The organism is Amycolatopsis sp. (assembly GCF_025464955.1).
Classification (GTDB): domain Bacteria; phylum Actinomycetota; class Actinomycetes; order Mycobacteriales; family Pseudonocardiaceae; genus Amycolatopsis.
Genome location: NZ_JAODNM010000156.1, coordinates 1 through 22,554, shown reverse-complemented (window position 1 = coordinate 22,554; position 22,554 = coordinate 1). Strand labels below are relative to the sequence as shown.

Here is a 22,554-nt window from a genome sequence, read left to right as displayed (position 1 = left end):
CTACCGCCCCAGCCCCCGGATCAGCAGCATCACCGAGTCGAGGACCTCGGCGCGGGTCCGTTGCGGCCCGAAGACCTGCCAGTCCAGCGCGACGACCAGCATCGTGCCGAACAGGCCCGCCGCCGCCGTCTGGATCTGCACGCCCTCGGGCAGCCTGCCGGCGTCGGCGAGGCGCTGCAGCTGCGCCTTGACGATGGAGATGACCTCTTCCCGCAGCAGCGTCAGGGTTTCGTGCCACTGACCGGGTGTCCGCCACATCTCGCTGACGAGGATCTGCGAGAACCCGGGGTACTGGCCGATGAACTTGAGCGCGTTGTCCATTTGCGACTCGATGACCGCCATCGGGTCCTCGTCGTCGGCCGCCGCGCGCAGCTCGTCGGCGAGCTGGCCGACGCCGTAGCGCAGCAGCCCGTCGACGAGGCCGTCCTTGCTGCCGAAGTTGTAGTAGACGGTGCCCTTGGCCACGCCCGCTTCGGCGGCGATCTCGTCGACGGTCAGTCCGACGAGCCCGCGGCTGGCGGACAGCCGCAGGGTCGCGTCGAACAGCTTCTGCTTGGTCGTCTCGGCTCTCGAGGTCACAGGCTCAGCTCGGGCTTGAGGTGCGCCACCGTCCACACTCGACGTTTGCGCGCGGCCAGTGTCGAAAGCAGGATCCCGCCCACCAGGTAGGCCGCCAGCACCCCGATGTCGCCCAGGATCTGCAGCGACGCCCCGGTGTAGAGCAGATGCCGGAACCCGTCGATCGCGTAACCCATGGGCAGCACGATGTGCAGCGGATACAGCGCGTCCGGGATGGTCTGCCACGGGAACGTGCCGCCGGCGCTGACCAGCTGCAGGACCAGCAGGACCAGGCCGAGGAACTTGCCGACCGCGCCGAAGAACGCGTTGAGCGCGTGCACGACCGAGGTGAACGTCAGCGAGACCAGTATCGCGAACCCGATGGCGCCCAACGGATGCGCGACGTGGATGCCCACCAGCCAGGTCACCGCGCCGAACAGCACGATCACCTGCGCGATCCCGAGCACCGCGGAGGACAGCCAGCCGCCGATGGCGACCTTCAGCGGCGACGCGCCCGCGGTCAACGCCCGGGTCGAGAGCGGCCGGAGCAGCAGGAAGAGCACGAACGCGCCGATCCAGGTGGCGAGCGAGATGAAGAACGGTGCCAGCCCCGCGCCGTAGGTCCCGGCGGACGCCACCCCCGAGGAGTTGATCGCGACGGGGTCGGCGATGGCGTTGGCGGTCGCGGTCCTGGTCGGGTCGTCCGGGTTCGGGATCTGGGAAAGTCCGGCTTTGAGCCCGTCACTGAGCTGCGACGCGCCGGCGGCGAGGTCGTTGGTGCCGCTCACGGCAGTCTTCTCACCGTCGTTGAGCTTCGCCGCGCCGGTGTTCAGCTGGTTGGCGCCATTCGACGCCTGGGCGATACCGGCGGCCAGCGCGGGTGCGGACGCCGAGAGCTGCGACGCGCCGGCGGCGACCTTGTTCGCTCCGTCGGCCAGCTGCTGGAGCTGGGAGTTCGCCTGCTGGACCTGGGAGTTCGCCTGGTCGATCGGGGCGCGGAGCTGCCCCAGCACGGACAGCACCTGCTGCACCTGCGCGTCGGTGAGACCGTCGGCGCGCAGTCGTTGCGAGAGGACGTCGTTGGTGTTGTTCAGGCTTGTCTGCAGGTCGGTCGACCCGCCCGCGAGCAGCGCGCCGACCTGCGCGACCTTGGCGTCGCCTGCCGCGACCTGACTCGCGCCGTCGGCGAGCTGTTTGGCCTGCGAGGGGAGTTGGGTCGTGCTGTCGTGCAGGGTGTTCAGCCCGGTCGAGAGCTGGCTCGCGCCGCCGGCCAGTTGGGACGCGCCGTCAGCGAGCTGCTGCTGCCCGGACTTGAGTTGCCCGGCGCCACCGGCGAGTTTCTGCGCGCCGGTCGCGGCGTCGGAGATCTTCGAGTAGATCTGGGAGAACCCGACCAGGAACCGGTCCGCGGCCGTGCCGCCGACCTTCTGCGCGATCGTGTCGCGGATCTGCGTGGCGACCTGTTTGGCGATCGTGCCCGCCAGATAGTTGTTGGCGTCGTTCGTGGTCAGGGTGACCGTCGCCTGCTGCGGCTGGAAGTCGCCCGCCCCGAGCAGTGCGGCCGAGAAGCCCTGCGGGATGCCGATGGCGAAGGAGTACTTGTTGTCGCGGACACCGGCGAGGGCCTCCTCGGGCGTGACGTCGTGCCACTGGAAGGTGCCGGACTTCGTGACCTGGTCGGTCACCTGGCGGCCGAGGTTGACGTCCTTGCCGCTGGAGGAGTCCTTCGCGCCGGCGTCGCTCGTGTACATGGCGGCGGGCAGCTTGTCGAGGCGGCTGTACGGGTCGAAGTTCGCGTAGAGGTAGAAGGAGGCGTAGAGCAGCGGGACGAAGATCAGCGCCACGATCGCGATCTTGGGCAGGGTCCCCGCGGTCAGCCGCCGCAGTTCGTTGAGGGCGATCCGGAAGATGTTCATGCCTGCTCTCCCACGGCGTCATCGGCCGGAACGGGTGCTTCGAGTTCGGTGGTTTCGGGGCCAGGGTCGGGTTCGTGGCACACCAGCGGCGGTGGCTGGGTCTCTTCGCCGACCCGGGCCGGCGGCCGGACCAGCGCGCTCAGCGGGGTGGTCGCGGTCAGTACGACGACGGCGAGCCCTCGTTCGGCGTGCTCGCGGGCCAGCGTCGACCAGCTTTCGACGTCGCTGGTGTGGCGGTCCGGGGTATCCAGCACGAGCATCCGGATCCCCTTGCGGCTCGCCGCCAGCGCGCACAGCAACCGGGTGCGCAGTGTGGGCTCGATGTTCTCGAATCGGACAGCTGCCAGTGCTTCGGCGTCGTGCTCGGCCAGCCAGCGCGCGACGTCCTGCTTGCCGGCGGGCTGGTGGGCCAAGGCGAGTTCCTCGCCGACGACGACGCGCAGGGGGAGGGCTTCTTCGGGTTCGCTGACGTCGTGGGCGTCGACGACGGCGACCAGGTGGCGAAGCTTTTCGGCGCTCGCCGCGTGCGTGGTGTCGTCCAGGGTCACCGTGCCGGTGCTGGGCTTGATCCGGCCTGCCAGCGCGAGGCCGAACGCGGTGATGCCGACTCCGGGGTCGCCGTGCACGATGGCCAGCTGACCGTCTTCGACGGTCAGTGACGTGGGTGACAACAGTGTGCCGTGGGGTCCTTTGACGGACACCCTGTCGGCTCGAACCTGCACGAGGACTCCTGCGACGCTACATTTGAACTGACTGGTCAGTGCAAAAGTAGCGCGAAGATCGAGTCGAGGGCAAATCGGGCGGGTGTGATGTCACCCTCTCGGGTGGACTACCTCAGTGCCGAGGCGGGCCGGATCTCCCAGTTCGTCCACAAGGGACGGTAGCCCTGCCGGGGCCAGAACACCGACGCGAGCGGGCTCGGCGGGTTGTAATAGAGGAACGTTCCCATGGTGCCTTCGCGGTGGAACTCGTTGTGTACCAGGGACATCAATGCCTGCCCGACGCCGTTTCCCCGCATCGCCGGCGCGGTCACGACGTTGTTCACGTAGCCCCACTGTCCATGGGGGAGCAGTTCGGCAGCCCAGGAACCCGGTGCGGAGTCGATCCGGTCGCACTCGGCGATCCCGACGAGCTCTCCGTCGCGTTCGGCGACCCAGACGGGGCCGTTTCCCTCGATCCGGCGGCGCAGTCCGGGCGCCAGGAGGTCGGCGGTGTTGGCGCGTTTCGGAGACGCGATCAGGCCGGTGTAATCGAAGGTTGTGGCGATCAGCGCGAGCGCGGCGTCGAAGTCGCCCGGCCGCGCCCGGCGCACGGTGGTGTCTGTTGTGCGGGCAGTGGGCGCCGGCGGGGGAGCCGTGCGGACGGCCAGCGAGGAGAGCGGCACGAAGCCGTGGTCGAGGAACGCGCGGATGGCTAAGGCGTCGCGGCTCGGCCAGTTCACCGCGCACGCCGAATCCGGGTCGGGGGCTTCGGTGCGCATCCGCTCGCACCACGCCGTCAGCAGGGCGTCCATCCCGCGGGTGCCGGTTTCGCCGATGGCGGGGAACAACTGCCAGGTCTCGGCGGCCGACCACAGCAGTTCCACCGCCTCGGCGTCGTAGGAGTGCCGCTTCAGTTCCCCGGTGACCTCGATGCCGTCCGGGGTGAGCCCGGTCAGTCGCTCCATGGGTACAGCCTGACAGCCGGAGCCGGACAGCTAGAGCCTGACCGTCCGGAAGATCGCCGTGCCGGGGAAGAGCTTGCCGCGCAGTGGGCTCCACTGGCCCCAGGTCCGGGTGTGTCCGGCCGGCCACTCCGGCTCCACCAGGTCGTCCACCCGGAACCCGGCGGCGGCCAGCGCGCGGACGTAGTCGCCGAGGGTCCGGTGGTACTCGACGTAGGTGGCGACGCCGTCGTCGCCGACTTCGACGTACGGCGTGCGGTCGAAGTAGGGCTGCGTGACGGTGAGCCCGGCCGGGCCCGGGTCGTCGGGGAAGATCCAGCGCATCGGATGCGTCACCGAAAAGACCCACCGCCCGCCCGGCCGCAGGACGCGGTGGACCTCGGCGAACGCCGTGTCGACCGAGGTGACGAAGGGGATCGCGCCGAAGGCCGAGCAGGCGGTGTCGACGCTCGCCGTCGCCAGCGGCAGGGCCTCGGCCGTCGCCTGGACCAGCGGTACGGCCAGGCCGGTGCGGGTGTTGCCCTCGCGGGCGTGCCGCAGCATCCCGGCCGAGAGGTCCATCGCGACGACGTCGGCGCCGTGGGCGGCCAGCCACCGCGCGCAAGCGGCCTGCCCGCAGCCGATCTCGAGGACGCGTTTGCCCGCGACGTCGCCGAGCAGGTGGGCGTCGGCTTCGCGGACGCCTTCGGGGCACCAGACGAACTCCGCGTCACCGAGAAAGTCACCGTGCGTGGCCTGGTAATCGTCGGCGTCGGCGTCCCACCAGGCGAGGTTCGCCCTGGTGGCCTCGCCGGCGCCGACCGCGCGGTAGGCGACCCCGGTGGTGCCGAGCTGTTCCTCGGCGCGGGCGTGCCGGTCATCGACCGGTTCGTCCCGGATTTCGCTGGTGGTCGGCGACGGCTCCAAGCCGGTATCCTTCCTGGGGGCGGCACTTGCCCGCGGTGTGCGGTGCTGCCGGATTCGCGGGGGTACCCGATTGTGTGCGGTACCGGCGGCCGCGTAGGATAGCCGTTAGCGCAGTGGGTTCGCGCTGCCTCCCCCGGCCTAGGCCGGAGTCCAGGTCGCGCACCGCTTGCGGTGATGCTCGCGGTCGTTCACTGGTGGACGTTTGCTGTTGTGTTGCCTCATGCCGGGTCTCCCGCGGCGCACGCAAACTACAAACCCACTATTCCCCCAGCCATAACCGGAGCAACCCGCCTAATGACCATCGACACCGCCACCGCCCCGACAGCGTCCGCGACCCCTCAGGTCGCCGTCAACGACATCGGGTCGGAGGAAGACTTCCTCGCCGCCATCGACAAGACGATCAAGTACTTCAACGATGGCGACATCGTTGAAGGAACCATCGTCAAGGTCGACCGCGACGAGGTCCTGCTCGACATCGGTTACAAGACCGAGGGTGTCATCCCCTCGCGTGAGCTTTCCATCAAGCACGATGTCGACCCGGCCGACGTGGTCAAGGTCGGTGACGAGGTCGAGGCTCTCGTTCTCCAGAAGGAGGACAAGGAAGGCCGGCTGATCCTGTCCAAGAAGCGCGCGCAGTACGAGCGCGCCTGGGGCACGATCGAAGAGCTCAAGGAGAAGGACGAGCCCGTCAAGGGCACCGTCATCGAGGTCGTCAAGGGTGGGCTCATCCTGGACATCGGCCTCCGCGGCTTCCTGCCTGCCTCGCTCGTCGAGATGCGCCGCGTCCGCGACCTGCAGCCGTATGTGGGCCGCGAGCTCGAAGCCAAGATCATCGAGCTGGACAAGAACCGCAACAACGTGGTCCTGTCCCGCCGCGCCTACCTCGAGCAGACCCAGTCCGAGGTCCGCAGCGAGTTCCTCAACGCGCTGGCCAAGGGCCAGGTCCGCAAGGGCGTCGTGTCCTCGATCGTCAACTTCGGTGCCTTCGTGGACCTCGGTGGCGTCGATGGCCTCGTGCACGTCTCCGAGCTGTCCTGGAAGCACATCGATCACCCGTCCGAGGTTGTCGAGGTCGGCCAGGAAGTCACCGTCGAGGTCCTCGACGTCGACATGGACCGTGAGCGTGTCTCCCTGTCGCTGAAGGCGACCCAGGAAGACCCGTGGCGCCAGTTCGCCCGCACCCACGCGATCGGCCAGATCGTGCCGGGTAAGGTCACCAAGCTCGTCCCGTTCGGCGCCTTCGTGCGCGTCGAAGAGGGCATCGAGGGCCTGGTGCACATCTCGGAGCTGGCTGAGCGCCACGTCGAGATCCCGGAGCAGGTCGTCCAGGTCAACGGCGACGTGATGGTCAAGGTCATCGACATCGACCTCGAGCGTCGCCGGATCTCGCTGTCCCTCAAGCAGGCCAACGAGGGCCTCACGCCGGACGCCGAGTTCGACCCGACCCAGTACGGCATGGCCGCCGAGTACGACGCCGAGGGCAACTACATCTACCCCGATGGCTTCGACCCGGAGACCCAGGAGTGGCAGGACGGCTTCGACACGCAGCGCGAGGAGTGGGAGCGTCAGTACGCTGAGGCTCACGTCCGCTACGAGGCGCACATGAAGCAGGTCGCCAAGGCCGCCGAGGCCGACGCCGAAGCCGCCGCGGACGCCGCGACGGGCATCACCAGCAGCTCGTCCTCGAGCAGCAGCGAAGGCGGCACGGAGCAGAGCTACACCTCTGCCCCGTCCTCGGACTCGAAGAGCACCGGTGGCACTCTCGCCAGCGATGAGCAGCTCGCCGCCCTGCGGGAGAAGCTCTCCGGCGGTGCGTAACTGACACCCAAAACGGCCCCGGTCCTCACCGACCGGGGCCGTTTTGGCGTCCGGGGGCGTCTCGGACTCGTGAGCGTTCCGGCCTGCCCGGGTGCGGGTGTCCCGCAGGACACCGTGACCGGCCGCAACACTCACGAGCAACGCTAGGCGTGCAGGCCGAGCCCGGTGATCATCGCGCGGACACCGGCGTAGTACATCGGCTCGTTGGCCTCTTCGGTCGGCAGCAGGAACCAGCCGGGCACCCTGCTGCGGGTCCGCAGTGTCAGCTCCACGCTGATCAGGCCGTGCAGGGTCGTCCACAGCAGGTACGCGCTCTGGACGACGTCGCGGTCCGGCGGGCAGACGCGTTCCACCCGCTGCAACAGCACGCCGAAAGAGTCGCGGATGACGTTTCCCCGCACGGCAGGGTCGGGGTCGAACTCCGGGATGGTGCGTTCCAGCATGAAGGCGTAGCGGGCCGCACTCTCCAGCGCGAACGCGCGGTAGACGGCGGCCAGATCGAGCAGGTCGGCCATGGGATCGTCGGTCAGGGGCGGCAGGCCGTCGAAGGCCTCGCGCAGCAGGTCGAACAGCCGCTCGTAAAGAGAGTCCAGCAGGCCGTTGCGGCCACCGAAGCGCGTGTACACGGTGATGGTCGACGAACCGGCCGCTTCGGCCACAGCGCGCACCGTGAGCCCGGCCGCGCCCTGGTCCATCAGGACCGCGAGCGCCGCGTCGAGGAACCTCTCGTGGCTGTGCAGGTCGGCCGCTCCGGCCAGGCGGTGTCGGGTGGCCATCCGCTGGGTACCCCCTTGAGAAGCCTTGGGCCGCCGGCGGGAAAATCGCCGTCTAGCTGCAGAAGATACGATATTTTTGGCAACTAGGGAATCGCTCCGGCGAACCGCGGGTTCCAGTCGGGCGAATTTCTCCGGGAGCATTGAAAAATCCGGCCCGCCGGAGTGAGCTATGCCTAGTGAGCATCGAAGAGCAGCCGGGCACCGTGATCGTGACCGACGCCGGCGCCGGCCGGTACACCCAGCGGATCACCGCCGGGAAGCACGTCCTGTTGGCTGACGAGCCGCTGACCAGCGGCGGCGACGACGCCGGCCCCAACCCGTACGACCTGCTGCTGTCCGCGCTGGGCACCTGCACGGCGATGACGGTCCGAATGTATGCCGAGCGCAAGCAGATCCCGCTCACGCGCACCACTGTCCGGCTGCGGCACGACCGCATCCACGCGCAGGACTGCGAGGACTGTGAGACGGAAAGAGGGATGATCAGCGAGATCACCCGCGACATCCACCTCGAAGGCGAGCTGACCGACGATCAGCGCCGCCGGTTGATGGAGATCGCCGACCGCTGCCCGGTCCACCGCACGCTGACCTCGGAAATCAAGATCCGCACCCGCTCGGTGTGATCAGGAGACGGCCGGGATCCAGGCGCGTTCCTGCGCGGCGTTGCGCGCGGTGCGCCGGAGGCCGGCCAGGCTGTGCTTGGCCGGGACGAGCAGGGCGGACCACCAGGTGCGCCGATACTCGTCGAGCGCATCGGCCACTGGACGATGCAGGACACAGTGCACCAGCCCCGGCGTGGTGAGCCGGTGCCTTCCTCCGTGCTTGCTGGCTGCCATCGTTCCTCCGTGTGGGCGACCTCTCGCCGCGCACGGTACGCACTGAGTGGGTCAAAGCGTGGTAATCGGTCGGCGTGTCACCCATATCAGTTGAGTTACGCGACATGATGATGATGCTTGTGCACAGTCTGTGTGCCGCCGGGACTCACGATGCCCGGGAACCGGGCACTGGATAGGGTTCGACCATGTTGCGTGTGGGGTTGACCGGCGGGATCGGGGCGGGCAAGTCGACGGTCGCGAACCGGCTGGAGGAGCATGGCGCGGTCCTGATCGACTCGGACAAGATCGCCCGCGAAGTGGTCGAGCCCGGGACCGGCGGACTCGCTGAGTTGGCGGCCGCGTTCGGTGAGTCCATTCTCAGCGCCGACGGCTCGCTCGACAGGCCCGCGCTCGCAGCGAAGGCTTTCGCGGACGACGAGTCGCGGCGGCGGCTGAACTCGATCCTGCATCCCAAGATCGGCGCGCGCACGGCCGAGCTGATGTCCGCTGCCGCCGATGACGCCATTGTCGTGCACGACGTCCCCCTGCTGATCGAAAACGGGCTGGCTCCGGGTTACCACGTGGTTGTTGTCGTCGGGACTCCCGAAGAGGAACGGATCCACCGCCTCGTGTCCTCGCGCGGGATGGCGGAGTCCGACGCGCGTGCTCGGGTCGCTTCGCAGGCCACCGACGAGCAGCGCCGGGCCGCCGCGGACGTCTGGCTCGACAACAGCGGCAGTCGCGACCTGGTGCTCGCCGAGGTCGACGCGCTGTGGGCGGACAGGCTGGTCCCGTTCGAAGCGAACCTCAGGCTGGGCCGGGAGCGCCCGCCCATGTCGCCCCGCGTCGTGCCCTACGACGAGACCTGGCCCGCCCAGGCGTCGAGGGCGCTCGCGCGCGTCGGCCTGGCCGCGGGGGAGCGCGCGCTGCGTGCGGACCACGTCGGTTCGACGTCGGTGCCGGGGTTGGCGGCCAAGGACATCCTCGACCTGCAGCTGACCGTGTCCACGCTGGACGACGCGGACGCCCTCCAACACGTGCTGGTCGGCGCGGGCTTCCCGCGCGCCCACGGCGACTGGTACGACGACGCGCAGGACGGTTCGGGTACCTGGCCCAAGCGGCTCCACCTCGGCGGCGACCCGGGCAGGCCGGTCAACCTGCACGTGCGTTCACTGGAGACCGAGGCGTGGCGGCTTGCGCTGCTTTTTCGCGCCTGGCTGCGGGCGAACCCCGACGAGCGTGACGCCTACGCCGAGCTCAAGATGCAGCTCGCCCAGAAGCACGGCCACAACACGAACCTGGGCTCCTACACCAGCGAGAAGCAGAGCTGGGTCAACGACGGGTTCGTCCGCGCCGCCGAATGGGCGGCTCGCACCGGTTGGAACGACCAGCTCACGCCTTGAGGTCGCGCAGTTGGGGCCAGATGACCGACCACGGTTCCGTCCGGCCGCTGATCAGCCAGATCGGCATGTTCTCACTCGAGTTCAGGATCCCGAGGTTGTTGTGCACCCGGGCGATGATCCGCGAGTCCATGAAGTTCGACGCCAGCCTGTTCGGGTCGTAGCCGAGGTACAGCACGGTTTCGGCGTCCTGCGGCGGGCTGCCGAAGTACCAGAACCCGCGGCTTCCGCTGAACGCCTCGGGCAGGCCCCGATCAGGGCCGTACCGGCCCAGCGCGCCGGCCTGCCAGTACCCGGTGGTGATGATCGTCGTATGCGCCCGGACGTCTTCGGGGAGCCCCCGGTAGGCCTGGGCGACGGAGTCGGCGAGCTGCGGCCAGCCGATCTCCTCGGCGGCGTAGGCCGGCCTCGGTAGCGCGAAGTTCGTCGCGACGGAGTGGATCGGCCAGATCGGGACGACGTACGGCAGCGTGTACAACGCGGACAGTACGTACACCGGCCAGGTCGGCACCCATCGCCACCACAGCGCGGGACGGCGGCGCTCGATGGCCACCGCGGCGGCGGCCCAGCAGATTGGGTACATCCCGGAGACGTAGTAGAACCGGCCGTTGACCAGGATGAACAGCGCGGTCAGCCCCAGTGCCGTCCAGCCGAGGAACCGGTAGGGCCGCAGGTCGGCGGTGAACAGCAGGCACCACAGGCCATACAGCAGCCCGAGCGCGCCGGTGACCAGTCCCGCGCCGATGAGCACGGCCATCAGGAACCCGCCGCGGCCGCCGCTGCCGTCGACCTCCTTCGAGATCGCGTCGCCCATGCCGAGCTGTGGCCACGCGTTCATCGCCTGCCACAGGAGCGTGGGGACACACGAGAGCAACGCGATCCCGGCGCCGACCCACAGCTTCGGCCGTCGCAGGAGGTCGTGCGGGCCGAACAGCAGCAGGCACACGGCGGCCACCGCCCAGAACGCGCCGATCAGGAACTTCACGTTGAGGGTGACCGCGGTGGCCACGCCCAGCCACAGCAGGAGGTTGTCGTCGCGGGTCCGCAGCCAGCGCACCAGCACCCACAACACGACCGTCCACAGCATCGGGTCGATCGTCGACGTCGCGAGGTAGTGGCCGCTGCCGACGAACTGGCCGCAGATGGCGAACGCGCCGGCGGCCATGACCTGCGCTGTCCGCTTGCCGCCGAGCTCGCGGGCGATCAGCGCGCAGAACACCACGCCGGCCCCGGTGGCCAGCGTCGCGGGCAGCCTGAACACCGGGAGCGACCCGGGCGCGATGCCGTCCATCGCGGCGGCGAGCAGCGGGAGGATCGGCGGCTGGTCGGCGTAACCCCAGGCGAGGTGCTTGCTCGCGGCCAGGAAGTACAGCTCGTCACCGAAGTAGCCGTAGCGGCCGCTGGTGACCAGCAGGAGCAGTGCGGTCGCCCCGGCCAGCAGAAACACGGGCAGCCGGGCGAACTCCGCCAGTGCGCCCGGTGGCGCCGCGGGCGTCTCGGCCGCGGTGGCGGTGGTCATCGGAATCTCCAGGTCGTCGGGGCCGGTCCGCCGCACCCTACGGGCGGGCCCGGGCACCGCGATGAGGCACGTTTCCTCAGTGTGTCACCAGTCACACCGGGTCAGCGGCCGGGGCCACCCGATCGGTCGGTACCCAGCGCCCAGCGCCCAGCGCCCAGCGCCGGTGCGTCGCGGCAGAGCCGGTCGACGGCCAGATCACGGCGTCGACCATGATCAATGCCGTTTCCACGTCAGCTCGATGTCCTTGGTCGCCAGCCATGCCCCCAGGTCATAGCCATGGCGCGCGAGGCCGTCGACAGCCGCGTACGTCGTCTCGAGCGCGCTGAGGGCCTCGCCGGGTGTCAGCAGTCCGGCGTTGGACGCGTCGAGCAGTTCGTCGGTGTCGATCACGTCGAGGCCGACTTTTTCGCGCAGGACGATATCGAGATACAGGTCCTTCGCCATCCAGCGCCCGCCGTCGCGTTGCACGCCGACGACGTCGAGGTAGAAGTCCTGGTCCCGCTCGTGACCGGGGTTGAACCAGAAGTCCGTCACCCGCAGCCCGAGCGACGGCAGCAGCCACGACTCCAGGTAGCGGAACTGCGCCCGTCCCGGGGTCGGCCGCGCCAGGTAGAGGCCGAACGGTTCTTCGCGGAACACCTCGACTTCGCGGACGATGCCCTTCGGATCGGTGTTGGTCTGCGAGGCGGGGTCGAAAACCTCGGTCTTCGGCGGGTGCAGGTCCGTCATGCGCTCATCTTGCCCTGGTCGGGGGCTCCTTCGCCCGGCAAGAACGGAAACTGTCGGTGGGTGCGCCTACCCTGGACACGTGGCTTTCGCAGCGGAACATCCCGTACTCGCCCAGTCCGATCACCGGCCCGTTTCCGAGATCCCCCGCTCGGGTGGCCGGTTCGAGGTCGTCAGCGACTATTCGCCCGCCGGTGACCAGCCGGCGGCGATCGACGAGCTCGAGCGGCGGATCAACGCCGGGGAGAAGGAGGTCGTCCTGCTCGGTGCCACCGGTACCGGCAAGTCGGCCACAACGGCCTGGCTCATCGAGCGCGTCCAGCGGCCGACGCTGGTGATGGCGCCGAACAAGACGCTGGCCGCCCAGCTGGCCAACGAGCTGCGGGACCTCTTCCCGAACAACGCGGTCGAGTACTTCGTCAGCTACTACGACTACTACCAGCCCGAGGCGTACATCGCCCAGACGGACACCTACATCGAGAAGGACTCGTCGATCAACGACGACGTCGAGCGGCTGCGGCACTCGGCCACGATGAACCTGCTGTCCCGGCGAGATGTCATCGTCGTCGCGAGCGTGTCGTGCATCTACGGCCTGGGCACGCCGCAGTCCTACCTCGACCGGTCGAGCAAGCTCGAGATCGGCGCCGAGGTCTCGCGGGACGTGTTCCTCCGCGCGCTGGTCGATATCCAGTACACGCGCAACGACATCGCGTTCGCGCGCGGCACGTTCCGGGCGCGCGGCGACACCGTCGACATCATCCCGGCGTACGAGGAGCTCGCCATCCGCGTCGAGTTCTTCGGCGACGAGATCGAGAAGCTGTACTACCTCCACCCGCTGACCGGGGACATCGTGCGCGAGGTCGACGAGGTGCGCATCTTCCCGGCCACGCACTACGTCGCCGGCCCGGAGCGGATGGAGAAGGCGATCCGGGGGATCGAGGCCGAGCTGGAGGAGCGGCTGGCCACCTTGGAGAAGGGCGGCAAGCTCCTGGAGGCGCAGCGGCTGCGCATGCGCACCAGCTACGACATCGAGATGATGCGCCAGGTCGGGTTCTGCTCAGGCATCGAGAACTACTCGCGCCATATCGACGGCCGCGGCGCCGGCACCGCCCCGGCGACGCTGATCGACTACTTCCCGGAGGACTTCCTGCTCGTCGTCGACGAGTCGCACGTGACGGTGCCGCAGATCGGCGGCATGTACGAGGGCGACATGTCGCGCAAGCGGAACCTGGTCGAGTTCGGCTTCCGGTTGCCGAGTGCCACCGACAACCGGCCGCTGACCTGGGAGGAGTTCTCCGACCGGATCGGGCAGACGGTGTACCTCTCGGCCACCCCCGGGCCGTACGAGCTGGGGCAGACCGGCGGTGAGTTCGTCGAGCAGGTCATCCGCCCGACCGGCCTGGTCGACCCCCAGGTCATCGTCAAGCCGACCGAGGGCCAGATCGACGACCTGGTCCACGAGATCAGGATCCGCGCGGAGAAGGACGAGCGCGTCCTGGTCACCACGTTGACCAAGAAGATGTCCGAGGACCTCACGGACTACCTGCTCGAGCTGGGCATCCGGGTCCGCTACCTGCATTCCGAGGTGGACACGCTGCGCCGCGTCGAGCTGCTGCGGCAGCTGCGCGCGGGCGACTACGACGTCCTCGTCGGCATCAACCTGCTGCGGGAGGGGCTCGACCTGCCCGAGGTCTCCCTGGTGTCCATTTTGGACGCCGACAAGGAGGGCTTCCTGCGCAGCGGCACGTCGTTGATCCAGACGATCGGCCGTGCCGCGCGAAACGTGTCCGGCGAGGTGCACATGTACGCGGACAGGATCACCGACTCGATGCGGCGCGCGATCGACGAGACGGACCGCAGGCGTGAGAAGCAGGTTGCCTACAACCTGGAGCGAGGAGTCGACCCGCAGCCGCTGCGCAAGAAGATCACCGACATCCTCGACCGCGTATACGAGGAGGCGGAGGACAGCGAAGAGCTCGCCGTCGGCGGTTCCGGGCGCAACGTCTCGCGCGGTAAGCGTTCCGAGCAGGGTGACCGCGTCCGCAGCTCGGGCATGCTGGTCGACAAGGACGTCACGGGCATGCCGCGGGCCGAGCTCGCCGACCTCATCCAGCAGATGACCGACCAGATGATGCAGGCCGCCCGCGACCTCCAGTTCGAACTCGCCGCCCGCCTTCGCGACGAGGTCTCCGACCTGAAAAAGGAACTCCGAGGCATGGACGCCGCCGGCGTCAAGTAACCCCGGCCGCCGCGATGGGCGAGTCCCACGTTCCCGTCCGCGAGTCCCACATTCAGGCGCGCGAGTTCCACGTTCGCGACGCGAGGCGGGTGGTTGGGCGCGGCGTGCGGGTGTCCGTCGGCGCCGGAAATGTCGGTGGGGGAGGGGAGGATGTGGGGAAATCGGACATAAGCGAGAAGGAGAAGGCGATGACGCTGGGTATTCAGGTGGTGTTCGACGCGGCGGATCCGCGGCGGCTGGCGGAGTTCTGGGCATTGGCGTTGGACTACGAGCTGCAGAAGCCGCCGGAGGGGTTCAGCTCGTGGGAGGAGTTCGCCGAGAAGGTCGGCATACCGCGGGAGAAGTGGGATGCGTTGTCCGCAGTGGTAGCGCCGGACAACTCGGGGCCGCGGCTGCTGTTCCAGAAAGTACCGGACGGTATCTGTTGCTAAGACGTAATAGAGCTCGTTGCGCCGATCCGCCGGTCATCCGCCGGTTCGGGAGTGTCGTCGCGAACGAGGACCAGCCGCAACGTGTAGCCCAGTGCTGTGGCGTAGGCGCTGAGATGGGTGATCAACGCCGTCGAGTAGTAGTAGTTGCTCTCCAACCGCGACACCCCGGACTCAGCCATCCCGAGGGCTTCACCGATCGTGGCGAGGGTCACTCTGTTCGAGATCCGTACCTCGCGTAGCTGCGCCACCAGCCCCGCCACGTCGTCCAGCGCGCTGCACTCGTCAACACCCATCACTGCTCAGAACACCTCGCTACGTCGGGTTGGTCGGTCACCACACGGTCGCCCCAAGGGGGCGTCACGCCGGATGCGCTCAGCACGGCATGACGCCCCCGGGTCCAGCGTTCCTAGCTCGCTACCGGCGCGCCACGGGCGGTGTCATAGATCCACTGCCGGAAGTCCGGCGAGCTGGTGTACACCGTGGGTGCGACGCCGGGGTACTGCGCGGCGGCCCGGCTGCATCCGCCGACAAGGCGCGCGACACCGCCGACTATCTCCACGGCCGGGCCGCCGGAGTCACCGGGACCGGGACCATCGGTGCCGTTCGGGTTGTCCGTGCAGATCTCGCCGCCGTACATCCCGGCGTCGGCGCACTCCTGCGGCGGCAGCACCGTGGTGGCGAGCTGTTGCAGACGCAGCGGGAGCGCCGCGTCACTGGAGGGAGTATCAGCACCCCACCCGTACAGCGTGACCTTGTCCCCGGGCGCGGCCGGGCCGCCCGCGAGCGGGATGGGCTGCGCGTTGACGACGTGGTCAAGCTTGAGCAGGGCGATATCGTTCTGCGGCGTGCCCGGTGCGCCCATGCCCCAGGACCAGCCCGGGTGCACCACGACCTGGGTCACGGTCGCCACCTCCCCGCCACGGGTGCGGTCCTTCGAGCCGACCCGCACCGTGAAGTGCTTGGCGGCAGTCGGGATCGGGGTGTGAGCAGTGGCCGCGTAGCGGGCCGGACTGCTCGCCGCGCGTGATGCCGGGGCGGTCGGCGGGTCGGTGACGCAATGGGCGTTGGTGACCACCCAGTCGCGGAAGATGAGGGTTCCGCCGCACCCGAACGCGCCGTACCGGTGGTAGGCGGGGGCGTCGTACTGCAACGCGACCATCCACGACGTGTCCCCGGTGGCGCGCTGGCCCCCGACCAAATCGGGGTGCGCGGCGGCCGTAGCTGTGCCAGTACCGAGCAGGCCGGTCAAGGCCAGTCCTGTGCTCAGTGTGGCCAGTGCTGTCTTTCTCAACAGTCCTCTTTCTTTGTGTGCGTTTACTGTCACTCCCCGGCGCGAGAGCGCGCCGGGTGGTTTTAGAGTTCCCGGTCCCAGCGCTCGCGATATGCGGCCAGTTCGACAGGGGCGGGTGGTTCGTTTCCGTCGTTGTAGAACAGGGCGAGGTGGTGAATTTCCGGGGAATCCGCCCGCTCGAACGGAGAGTTGAGTTCCATCGTGACCGCGAGGACGTTGATCACGGTCTGTCCTGGTCCCCGGAGCCATTCCGCTGCCTGCTGGAAACAGTCCGCTTGGTCGTAGTTGCCGAAAATGATGCTGTAAGCCATCGCCGTACCCGTCTTTAGTCGAGCGTGGCGAGCCCGTCGAGCACGCATCGCATGAGGTCACCGCTGGGCCGTGTGGAGGTCACACCGTGCTGGGCCAGTAGCTCGCGCACGTGCGCGGCCGCCTGGGCTTCCTCATCCGAGGGTTCCCGGCTGGACCCCGGCACCGGGGTCGGGGCCGTATCGCGGCGTTTCAGCACGGGTTCCCGCACTTCGCGCAGACCATGCCGCCCCCACCTTGCACCGGCACGCCCGCGTGGTTTCCGCCTGCGGGGCAGTTCCCGGCGGTCGGGGGAATCGGGGTCGGCGCGCTGGGCGCGGGTTGCTCAATGACCGGGGCACTCATGTGCGCTCACCACTTCTAGGAATAATTGGATGTTCTCGGATTCGGAGTAGATATCGGTATAGATGCTGTCTCCGCGTGCGGCGATCAGCACATTCTCGGAATACAAATGGTTCAGGTCGTCGGTGTCGCCGATCTCGACCCATTCCCGCTCGGCGATAGCTCGCACCGTCCGGCGCTCGCCGAGGTCGCGGGTTTGTGCCTCGATCCACTCGGCTACTTCATCTGGGGTGTAGAGCGCCGCCAACGGTGCTGTATCCAACCGGCGTACCCGATCAATCGAGGGGACCGCCGGATTCCGGACGGAGCCCCGCTCTCGGTAGGCGTGCCAATGCACACCCAATTCCCGCCACCGGAACGACGGCATGAACGCGTGACGTCCGACGTAGTCCACTACTTCCCCCCGCCGTTCTCCGGCGAGGTCGCGGCGGCAGCGAGCGCGGCTTGCACCGCACCGGCCAACCCCGGACGGTAGGAGACCTCCGAGGGCGCGATCAGCCATTCCGCCGTGTCCCCGTCGACCAGCGTCGGCGGCAACGCGACGAACGCGCGCGGCGGGACCAGCGCCACGCCCGGCACCGGGCGCAGGTCATAGCGCAACCGGGAATTCCGCGTGATCACCAGGTTCGCCGACCCGGTCCCGGTCAGGATGATCGGGCATCGCCGCACCGCAGAACCCGGCACGTCCAACGCGGTACAGACCAGGGTGGCGGGCGCGGTCAGGACGTCAAAATCCTCCCCGACCCTCGCCAATACGGCGTAGGGGGCGATCGAGAACCATGACCAGACCTCGCGAGCGTCGCGCAGTGTCCGGGCGGACAGCATCACCGGTTCCAGCCCCGGTGCGACTGTGGGCGCGTGGCCGAGGGTGTAGCGGCCTCGGTGCCACACCGTGCCGGGCAGGACGCCCCAGCCGTGGGCGGCGTAGTTCACCGCCGCCGACCGCACAACGTCTCGCCGCAACCGCGATCCGGGGTCTGCCACAGCGATATCCGCCGCGTCGGCGGCGTCGGTCTCCCGGGGTGTCTGCGGGGCCGCGAGCGCGGCGCGCAGCGCGTCAACCCGGCGGCCTAGTTCGGCCTCCGACACTCCCCCGGGGCCGTATCCACGGCGGGGTTGTTCGGTCTCCGGCGGGGTCATGGCGTCCTGCCTTGCGTGGGGGTGGTGGGGGTGGTGTCGGCGAGGATGCGGCGGACCCGGGTGACCATGGCCTCAAGGGCGGTCACGTGGTCGGTGAGGCGGGTGCATCCCAGCGGGGTGATTCGCCAGTAGTGCGTGGGCTGCCCGGGGCGTGCTTCGATGTAGCCCACCGCGCGCAGTCGTGCGAGATGACCGGTGAGTGTCTGGGCAGCCGTGTCGGTCTCGGCCCGGATGGCGGCCGTGTCGCGCCACGCGCCATCGGCGAGGTAGGTCACGATGAACAGGCGGATCGGGTGTGACAGCGCCCGATTCAAGGCGTGGTCGTAGTCCCCCACGGCGCGGTGCTCGGCCATCACGCACCGGCCGCGTCGTCGCCGGGGGTGGGGGTGTGGCGTAGGCACTGCTCGCACGGCATCCCGCGCGGAACGTCGAGTAGTTCAAGCTCACCCGGGATGAAGTCGTCACCGCAGAGTGCGGTGACCCGGTCCGAGGTCGCCCCGTCTGCCGGGAACGGGAACACGTGCACCACGCGGCGGGTTTCCCCGACCGTGCCCGGCATCGGGCGAGCGAGGAACAAGCGCACGCTCACCGCTCACCCCTCAGCGCGTGGCGGCCGGTGGACACGGGCGCGGTCGGGGCGCTGCCCGTGTCCACCGGAACCCCTACCCGGCCGTGCCGTCCCGCAGTACGCGGGGACGGGACGGCCGGAGCCTGGTCGTGGTGAAACAGCCGACTCAACCGGCCGCGCTGGTGATGGCTGGTCGGCGGGCCGAGCCGCTGCTCAGGCGTGCGCAAGGTCGCTCGCGCATCGAGGTAGGCGCGGCAGCGATCGCACGGCGAGCCGGGCGGTAGGAGCATTGAGCCGACCAGCACCACATGCCCGCACACAGCCTCGTAGCGCCCCGCGCTGTGTGCCTTGCGACCTCGGACGAATTCGTCGTCGGTGACAGCGTGGTCTCGCCCGTCGTGGGCACAGCGGTACCAACACAGGTACAGGCCGGCGACCCGTCCCGGGCGCAATCTGTCACCCATCTGTCTTCCCCCTGTCCGCTGGCCTGACCAGCCGTGATGACCTGTGCAACAATGAAATCAGCTTCTCTTATCGGCTCATTTCAGCGACAGGTCATGAGGGGGCCACAGCGGGGACATTTCAGCGGCCGAACGGCGGAGGACACGGGAGTGGCAACCAGGGACGCGCGGGAGCGGCAGCCGCGCACGGTGCTTGAGCTGAAGATCTGGGAGCGAAACCAGACCCTTGACGAGTTCGCCGAGGACGCCGAGCGGTTCGCGCGCACGTTCGGCGAGGCGGGAACTGTCAGTGAGCGGCACATGAAACGTCTTGTTGCTGGCCGCAAACCGGACGGCTCGCCTGTCGGCCGCCCACGTCCAGCGACAGCGAGGCTCTTGGAACGGATCTTCGGACTCAGTGTTGATGAACTTCTTTCCCCGCCGGACACAGGTCGCCAGTCCGATAGCGGTGAGCAAGACCTACGACAGATGCTCAGTGCTGCGCGTCGAGTCAACCCGACCGTCTTGAGTCTTCTTCATGACCAGCTCACGGCAGTGCGCCGACTCGATCGGCAGCTAGGGGCCGTGACCGCTCATGATGAGGTGGCGACCAAAATTCAGCAGGTAACGCGCTTGCTGTCACACAGCCTGGCCCCCGGCATCCGCGAGCAACTGGCCGCGATACTCGCCGAACTGGGCACTCTTGCCGGATGGCAAGCGCTCGACCTGGGAAACGTGTCCGAGTCATGGCAGCGCTACGAGCGGGCCAAAGGTGCGGCTAGCGAGTCTGGTCAGGTCGCGTTTGAAGTGCATACCGCCGCTGAACAAGCATTCGTGCTACTCGACCTCGACGAGACGGCTTCCGCCGTCGAACTCCTTGAAGCGACGGAGAAACGGGCGCATCGCGCTACAAATCGTCTGTTGCGTTCGTGGCTTGCCGCAGCGCATGGCGAGGCGCTTGCCGCTGATGGGCAGCGTTCTGGCAGCTTGCGAGCGTTCGACCGCGCGGCAGCTCTGCTGCCGGGTGATCCGTCCAGTATGGACGGTCCATATGTGGTACTGGATCCTGTTCACCTTGCGCGGTGGCGCGGACATGCGCTTGCACGCATCGGCGAGCCGGAAGCTGTCGCCGTACTCACCTCAGCGTTGAACCAACTCGATCCCACCTTTACGCGGGCAGAAACTGGGTTGCGGGTCGACTTGGCCGCCGCATTTGTGGCGATGGGCGAGCGCCACGAAGCGCAAGTGCACGTCACCCGGGCGCGCATGTTGGCCGCCGACATCGGGTCAGTTCGTCAACGGCGACGACTCAAGCAGCTACAGGACTCGACAGGCTAGACAGTCCCACCGGGGTATCACCGCACCGCACGGACCACGGCTACGCTGCTTGTGTGGCTGATGAGCATGGGTCGTGGAAGACGTTCGGTGAACGGCTGGTCTATGACAACAAGTGGGTCAAGGTCGGGTTGACCGACGTGGAAGCGCCGAACGGGGAGCGCTGGGAGTACCACGTGGTGCACCTGGCGCGGATCGCTATCGCGTTGATCGTGAATGACCAGGACGAAGCTCTGATGCTTTGGCGCTACCGGTTCGCCACTGACCAGTGGGGTTATGAACTGCTGGGCGGCCTCGTCGACGAGGGGGAGCACTCCGCCGGGACGGCCGCGCGCGAGGCGGCCGAGGAGAGCGGGTGGCAGCCCGTAGGCACCCCGGAACACCTGGTGACCTTCGAGCCGCTGCCGGGACAGGTCACCGCGCCAGTCGACGTCTACCTATGGCGTGCGGCCGAGCACATCGGGGACCCCACCGACACCGAGGAAGCCGGGCGTGTCGAATGGGTGCCGCTGTCTCGGGTGAACGAACTGGCACAGCGGCAAGAATTGCTCGGCTCGGGGACGCTGGTGTCATTGCTCTACTACCTGAACTCACGCCGAACGTGAGTTTCCCGGCAGTACCAGTCGTTCAAGTCGGCGCCGGAGGCGTACTGAACCCACTTGCGAAATGATGCGGCGCGCTTGGTTCGCGTAGGTCTGGGCTGCCTCGCGATCACCAGCAGCGGCGTACGCAAGCGCGAGGTCTACAAGGGTCGCCGCGCGAGCGCGCACGAATGATGGCTGCATCCCATCGAGCAAGCTTTCGAGCTGATCGATGGCCTCCGCCGCGCCGAGATGAACGAGCGCGTTACCGCGCCACCGGTCCAAATGGCTTCCACCAAGGAAAAGAAACGGCAATTCAGGGTGCACCACTTCGGACGGTCGCAGCGCATCGGCCTCGTCGAACGACCTCAGTGCGTCGCCGGGTTGCCCGGCGATGGCGTACCCCTCTCCCGCAGCAGCGGCGAGCCACGCTCTGAGTAGGCGCGGCGCGCGTTCGCCGATTTCGCGGGCCTCCGCGAACAGGGCGAGTGCGTCGCTGGTGTTGCCCATGTCGACGAGGACGAAGGCTTGTTCTGCGGTCGCGTGCGCGAGCAGTGCCAGGGAGCCGGATTCCAGGGCGGCCGACTTGGCGCGTTCGTAGTGGGTCCATGCTTGACCGAGCGCGCCAATGTCGAGTGAGGTCCATCCGGCGAGGGTGGATGCTTCGGTGAGCACGCTCGCGAGCGGCGCCCGCTCGCGGCGCAGCAGCGTGTGCCGTAACTGGCCCTCGATATCGGTGATGTGTCCGCGAAGCTGTTCGAGCCGTTTGGCAGCACCGAACCGGCGGTCGGAGTGGCGGACGCCATCGACCTCGTTGCGGAACATCGCGATGGTCTCCGCGTCGACTCGGCGCGCGATGATGAGCCGCTCGGACAACTCGGAGCCGGACGCATCCTGCGGATCCGCCTCCGTGGGGAGTCCGAGGTCGTCGTTCGTGCGGCCGTAGATCTCGCGGAGAATGGCGCGCATCGGCGGATCGGGTATCACCTTCCCGTTTTCCCACCGCGATATCTCGGCCTTGCGGCTCGGGATCGGCAACTCAGTCAGGCCGAATCCCAGGCACCGGTCATTGATGGCCTTGGCTAGCTTCTCCTGGCCCCAGCCGATAGCCACTCGGGCAGCTTGCAAGCGACTTCTTGCCGTCATCGCCCCACCGCCACAGAGGGTGTTCTACCTGCGGAAATAACACGAGATAACACGGGGCGTGTCATCTTCTGCCCGCTGCCGCTGGGCCGGAAAATGCCGTTTCTTAGTGTCATGACAAACGGCAAGAACGACCACCGCCCGGCCCCAGAGGCCGACCGGATCTTAGAAACTTGGCTACTCGCCCCGACCACGGTCACGGCGCATCAGCAAGGCCAGGTCCGCCTTCAACTCGGCGAGCTGATCAGTGATCGTGCCGAGGCGTTCCTCAATGACAGCAAGGCGCGCACCGTTGGCGTCGTCGAGGTCTTCCCGTGGCCGGCCCGGGGTCGGAGGTACCCGGCCGAGCAGCACGGCGTGCAGGTGCTGGGCGTGAAAACCGAGGGCCAACGCGAGCGCTTCAAGGGTGCGGTCACTGCGCTTGCGCTCCACGGTGTGGTTTTGGATTTCGCGGACGATCGCCTGCGAAACCTGCGAGCGCTCCGCCAGTTCACGTTGACGCCAACCGAGCTCATTCACGCGCTCGTTGATGGCCTTCGCGACCGCCGCCCAGTCTTCCGACACCCATTCCTCCGTGGTCCGCCTCAGCGCCGACATTAGCGCTCTACCGATTCCGCGGGGCGCCTATCGCCACCGCGTCG

At 68.2% G+C, this 22,554-nt stretch carries 28 protein-coding genes; 7 read left to right on the top strand and 21 right to left on the bottom strand.

The genetic code is table 11. The features are described 5' to 3' along the window. The 5 genes from JWQ81_RS39650 to JWQ81_RS39630 form a co-directional block, all read right to left on the bottom strand. Complete coding sequence (locus tag JWQ81_RS39650; protein ID WP_297550042.1) at positions 1 to 579, bottom strand: TetR/AcrR family transcriptional regulator; 579 nt, start codon at positions 577 to 579, stop codon at positions 1 to 3. Continuing rightward, positions 576 to 2,474 carry a YhgE/Pip domain-containing protein gene (locus JWQ81_RS39645; RefSeq protein WP_297550040.1) on the bottom strand — a complete coding sequence of 633 codons (1,899 nt, stop codon included), beginning with the start codon at positions 2,472 to 2,474 and terminating at the stop codon, positions 576 to 578. Before JWQ81_RS39645 ends, JWQ81_RS39650 begins: the two co-directional genes overlap by 4 nt. Then, positions 2,471 to 3,196, bottom strand: a complete 726-nt coding sequence (locus JWQ81_RS39640) for an ATP-binding cassette domain-containing protein (RefSeq protein WP_297550038.1) — start codon at positions 3,194 to 3,196, stop codon at positions 2,471 to 2,473. The genes JWQ81_RS39645 and JWQ81_RS39640 overlap by 4 nt, the downstream gene beginning before the upstream one ends. A 107-nt stretch (positions 3,197 to 3,303) precedes the next feature. Beyond that, the gene (locus JWQ81_RS39635) at positions 3,304 to 4,140 is read right to left on the bottom strand and encodes a GNAT family N-acetyltransferase (protein ID WP_297550036.1); all 837 of its coding nucleotides are present in this window, start codon (positions 4,138 to 4,140) and stop codon (positions 3,304 to 3,306) included. A 30-nt stretch (positions 4,141 to 4,170) separates the two neighbouring features. Further along, complete coding sequence (locus tag JWQ81_RS39630) at positions 4,171 to 5,043, bottom strand: class I SAM-dependent methyltransferase (RefSeq protein ID WP_297550034.1); 873 nt, start codon at positions 5,041 to 5,043, stop codon at positions 4,171 to 4,173. A gap of 294 nt (positions 5,044 to 5,337) precedes the next feature. Between JWQ81_RS39630 and rpsA the strand changes: the two genes are divergently transcribed. Continuing rightward, on the top strand, positions 5,338 to 6,861 hold the full coding sequence (rpsA, locus tag JWQ81_RS39625; RefSeq protein ID WP_297550032.1) for a 30S ribosomal protein S1: 1,524 nt from the start codon (positions 5,338 to 5,340) through the stop codon (positions 6,859 to 6,861). Positions 6,862 to 7,004: 143 nt separating this feature from the next. Here rpsA and JWQ81_RS39620 read toward each other — a convergent pair whose 3' ends face one another. Next, positions 7,005 to 7,637, bottom strand: coding sequence for a TetR/AcrR family transcriptional regulator (locus JWQ81_RS39620; protein ID WP_297550030.1), 633 nt, complete (start codon positions 7,635 to 7,637; stop codon positions 7,005 to 7,007). A 176-nt stretch (positions 7,638 to 7,813) separates the two neighbouring features. Here JWQ81_RS39620 and JWQ81_RS39615 point away from each other — a divergent pair, with 176 nt between their 5' ends. Continuing rightward, on the top strand, positions 7,814 to 8,257 hold the full coding sequence (locus tag JWQ81_RS39615) for an OsmC family protein (RefSeq protein ID WP_297550028.1): 444 nt from the start codon (positions 7,814 to 7,816) through the stop codon (positions 8,255 to 8,257). Here the strand turns inward: JWQ81_RS39615 and JWQ81_RS39610 are convergent, their stop codons facing one another. Next, positions 8,258 to 8,470, bottom strand: a complete 213-nt coding sequence (locus tag JWQ81_RS39610; protein ID WP_297550026.1) for a hypothetical protein — start codon at positions 8,468 to 8,470, stop codon at positions 8,258 to 8,260. Between the two features lie 185 nt (positions 8,471 to 8,655). Here JWQ81_RS39610 and coaE point away from each other — a divergent pair, with 185 nt between their 5' ends. After that, positions 8,656 to 9,852: a dephospho-CoA kinase gene (coaE, locus tag JWQ81_RS39605; RefSeq protein WP_297550024.1), complete on the top strand. Its 1,197-nt coding sequence runs from the start codon at positions 8,656 to 8,658 to the stop codon at positions 9,850 to 9,852. On the opposite strand, the gene JWQ81_RS39600 is transcribed toward coaE, so the two are convergent. The 3 genes from JWQ81_RS39600 to JWQ81_RS39590 form a co-directional block, all read right to left on the bottom strand. Next, entirely contained in the window at positions 9,842 to 11,368 is a 1,527-nt protein-coding gene (locus JWQ81_RS39600; protein WP_297550023.1) for a glycosyltransferase family 39 protein, read from the bottom strand. The genes coaE and JWQ81_RS39600 overlap by 11 nt on opposite strands. Before the next feature lie 91 nt (positions 11,369 to 11,459). Then, a complete protein-coding gene (locus JWQ81_RS39595; RefSeq protein WP_297550021.1) occupies positions 11,460 to 11,597 on the bottom strand; it encodes a hypothetical protein in 138 nt (45 codons plus the stop codon). Continuing rightward, positions 11,582 to 12,097 (bottom strand): DUF402 domain-containing protein, encoded by a 516-nt coding sequence (locus JWQ81_RS39590; RefSeq protein WP_297550019.1) that lies wholly within the window; start codon positions 12,095 to 12,097, stop codon positions 11,582 to 11,584. The genes JWQ81_RS39595 and JWQ81_RS39590 overlap by 16 nt, the downstream gene beginning before the upstream one ends. A gap of 79 nt (positions 12,098 to 12,176) precedes the next feature. Here JWQ81_RS39590 and uvrB point away from each other — a divergent pair, with 79 nt between their 5' ends. Beyond that, positions 12,177 to 14,333, top strand: coding sequence for an excinuclease ABC subunit UvrB (gene uvrB / locus JWQ81_RS39585; RefSeq protein WP_297550017.1), 2,157 nt, complete (start codon positions 12,177 to 12,179; stop codon positions 14,331 to 14,333). Positions 14,334 to 14,521: 188 nt separating this feature from the next. Further along, entirely contained in the window at positions 14,522 to 14,764 is a 243-nt protein-coding gene (locus JWQ81_RS39580; protein WP_297550015.1) for a VOC family protein, read from the top strand. On the opposite strand, the gene JWQ81_RS39575 is transcribed toward JWQ81_RS39580, so the two are convergent. The 9 genes from JWQ81_RS39575 to JWQ81_RS39535 form a co-directional block, all read right to left on the bottom strand. After that, a complete protein-coding gene (locus JWQ81_RS39575) occupies positions 14,761 to 15,057 on the bottom strand; it encodes a helix-turn-helix domain-containing protein (protein ID WP_297550013.1) in 297 nt (98 codons plus the stop codon). The genes JWQ81_RS39580 and JWQ81_RS39575 overlap by 4 nt on opposite strands. A 113-nt stretch (positions 15,058 to 15,170) precedes the next feature. Next, the gene (locus JWQ81_RS39570; RefSeq protein ID WP_297550011.1) at positions 15,171 to 16,055 is read right to left on the bottom strand and encodes a trypsin-like serine protease; all 885 of its coding nucleotides are present in this window, start codon (positions 16,053 to 16,055) and stop codon (positions 15,171 to 15,173) included. 62 nt (positions 16,056 to 16,117) lie between these two features. After that, complete coding sequence (locus JWQ81_RS39565; protein WP_297550009.1) at positions 16,118 to 16,366, bottom strand: hypothetical protein; 249 nt, start codon at positions 16,364 to 16,366, stop codon at positions 16,118 to 16,120. A 14-nt stretch (positions 16,367 to 16,380) separates the two neighbouring features. Continuing rightward, on the bottom strand, positions 16,381 to 16,575 hold the full coding sequence (locus JWQ81_RS39560; protein WP_297550007.1) for a hypothetical protein: 195 nt from the start codon (positions 16,573 to 16,575) through the stop codon (positions 16,381 to 16,383). Between the two features lie 114 nt (positions 16,576 to 16,689). Beyond that, positions 16,690 to 17,100 carry a hypothetical protein gene (locus tag JWQ81_RS39555; RefSeq protein WP_297550005.1) on the bottom strand — a complete coding sequence of 137 codons (411 nt, stop codon included), beginning with the start codon at positions 17,098 to 17,100 and terminating at the stop codon, positions 16,690 to 16,692. After that, complete coding sequence (locus tag JWQ81_RS39550) at positions 17,100 to 17,846, bottom strand: hypothetical protein (RefSeq protein ID WP_297550003.1); 747 nt, start codon at positions 17,844 to 17,846, stop codon at positions 17,100 to 17,102. Before JWQ81_RS39550 ends, JWQ81_RS39555 begins: the two co-directional genes overlap by 1 nt. Beyond that, a complete protein-coding gene (locus JWQ81_RS39545) occupies positions 17,843 to 18,181 on the bottom strand; it encodes a winged helix-turn-helix domain-containing protein (RefSeq protein WP_297550001.1) in 339 nt (112 codons plus the stop codon). Before JWQ81_RS39545 ends, JWQ81_RS39550 begins: the two co-directional genes overlap by 4 nt. A gap of 17 nt (positions 18,182 to 18,198) precedes the next feature. Further along, positions 18,199 to 18,435: a hypothetical protein gene (locus JWQ81_RS39540; RefSeq protein ID WP_297550000.1), complete on the bottom strand. Its 237-nt coding sequence runs from the start codon at positions 18,433 to 18,435 to the stop codon at positions 18,199 to 18,201. Continuing rightward, the gene (locus JWQ81_RS39535; RefSeq protein ID WP_297549998.1) at positions 18,432 to 18,878 is read right to left on the bottom strand and encodes a hypothetical protein; all 447 of its coding nucleotides are present in this window, start codon (positions 18,876 to 18,878) and stop codon (positions 18,432 to 18,434) included. The genes JWQ81_RS39540 and JWQ81_RS39535 overlap by 4 nt, the downstream gene beginning before the upstream one ends. 147 nt (positions 18,879 to 19,025) lie before the next feature. Here JWQ81_RS39535 and JWQ81_RS39530 point away from each other — a divergent pair, with 147 nt between their 5' ends. Together JWQ81_RS39530 and JWQ81_RS39525 are read left to right on the top strand one after the other, a co-directional pair. Next, a complete protein-coding gene (locus JWQ81_RS39530; RefSeq protein ID WP_297549996.1) occupies positions 19,026 to 20,192 on the top strand; it encodes a hypothetical protein in 1,167 nt (388 codons plus the stop codon). Positions 20,193 to 20,245: 53 nt separating this feature from the next. Beyond that, positions 20,246 to 20,794, top strand: a complete 549-nt coding sequence (locus JWQ81_RS39525) for an NUDIX hydrolase (protein WP_297549994.1) — start codon at positions 20,246 to 20,248, stop codon at positions 20,792 to 20,794. On the opposite strand, the gene JWQ81_RS39520 is transcribed toward JWQ81_RS39525, so the two are convergent. Beyond that, complete coding sequence (locus JWQ81_RS39520) at positions 20,780 to 21,883, bottom strand: tetratricopeptide repeat protein (protein ID WP_297549992.1); 1,104 nt, start codon at positions 21,881 to 21,883, stop codon at positions 20,780 to 20,782. The genes JWQ81_RS39525 and JWQ81_RS39520 overlap by 15 nt on opposite strands. A 207-nt stretch (positions 21,884 to 22,090) precedes the next feature. Beyond that, positions 22,091 to 22,477 carry an XRE family transcriptional regulator gene (locus JWQ81_RS39515; protein ID WP_297549991.1) on the bottom strand — a complete coding sequence of 129 codons (387 nt, stop codon included), beginning with the start codon at positions 22,475 to 22,477 and terminating at the stop codon, positions 22,091 to 22,093. Positions 22,478 to 22,554: the final 77 nt, after the last annotated feature.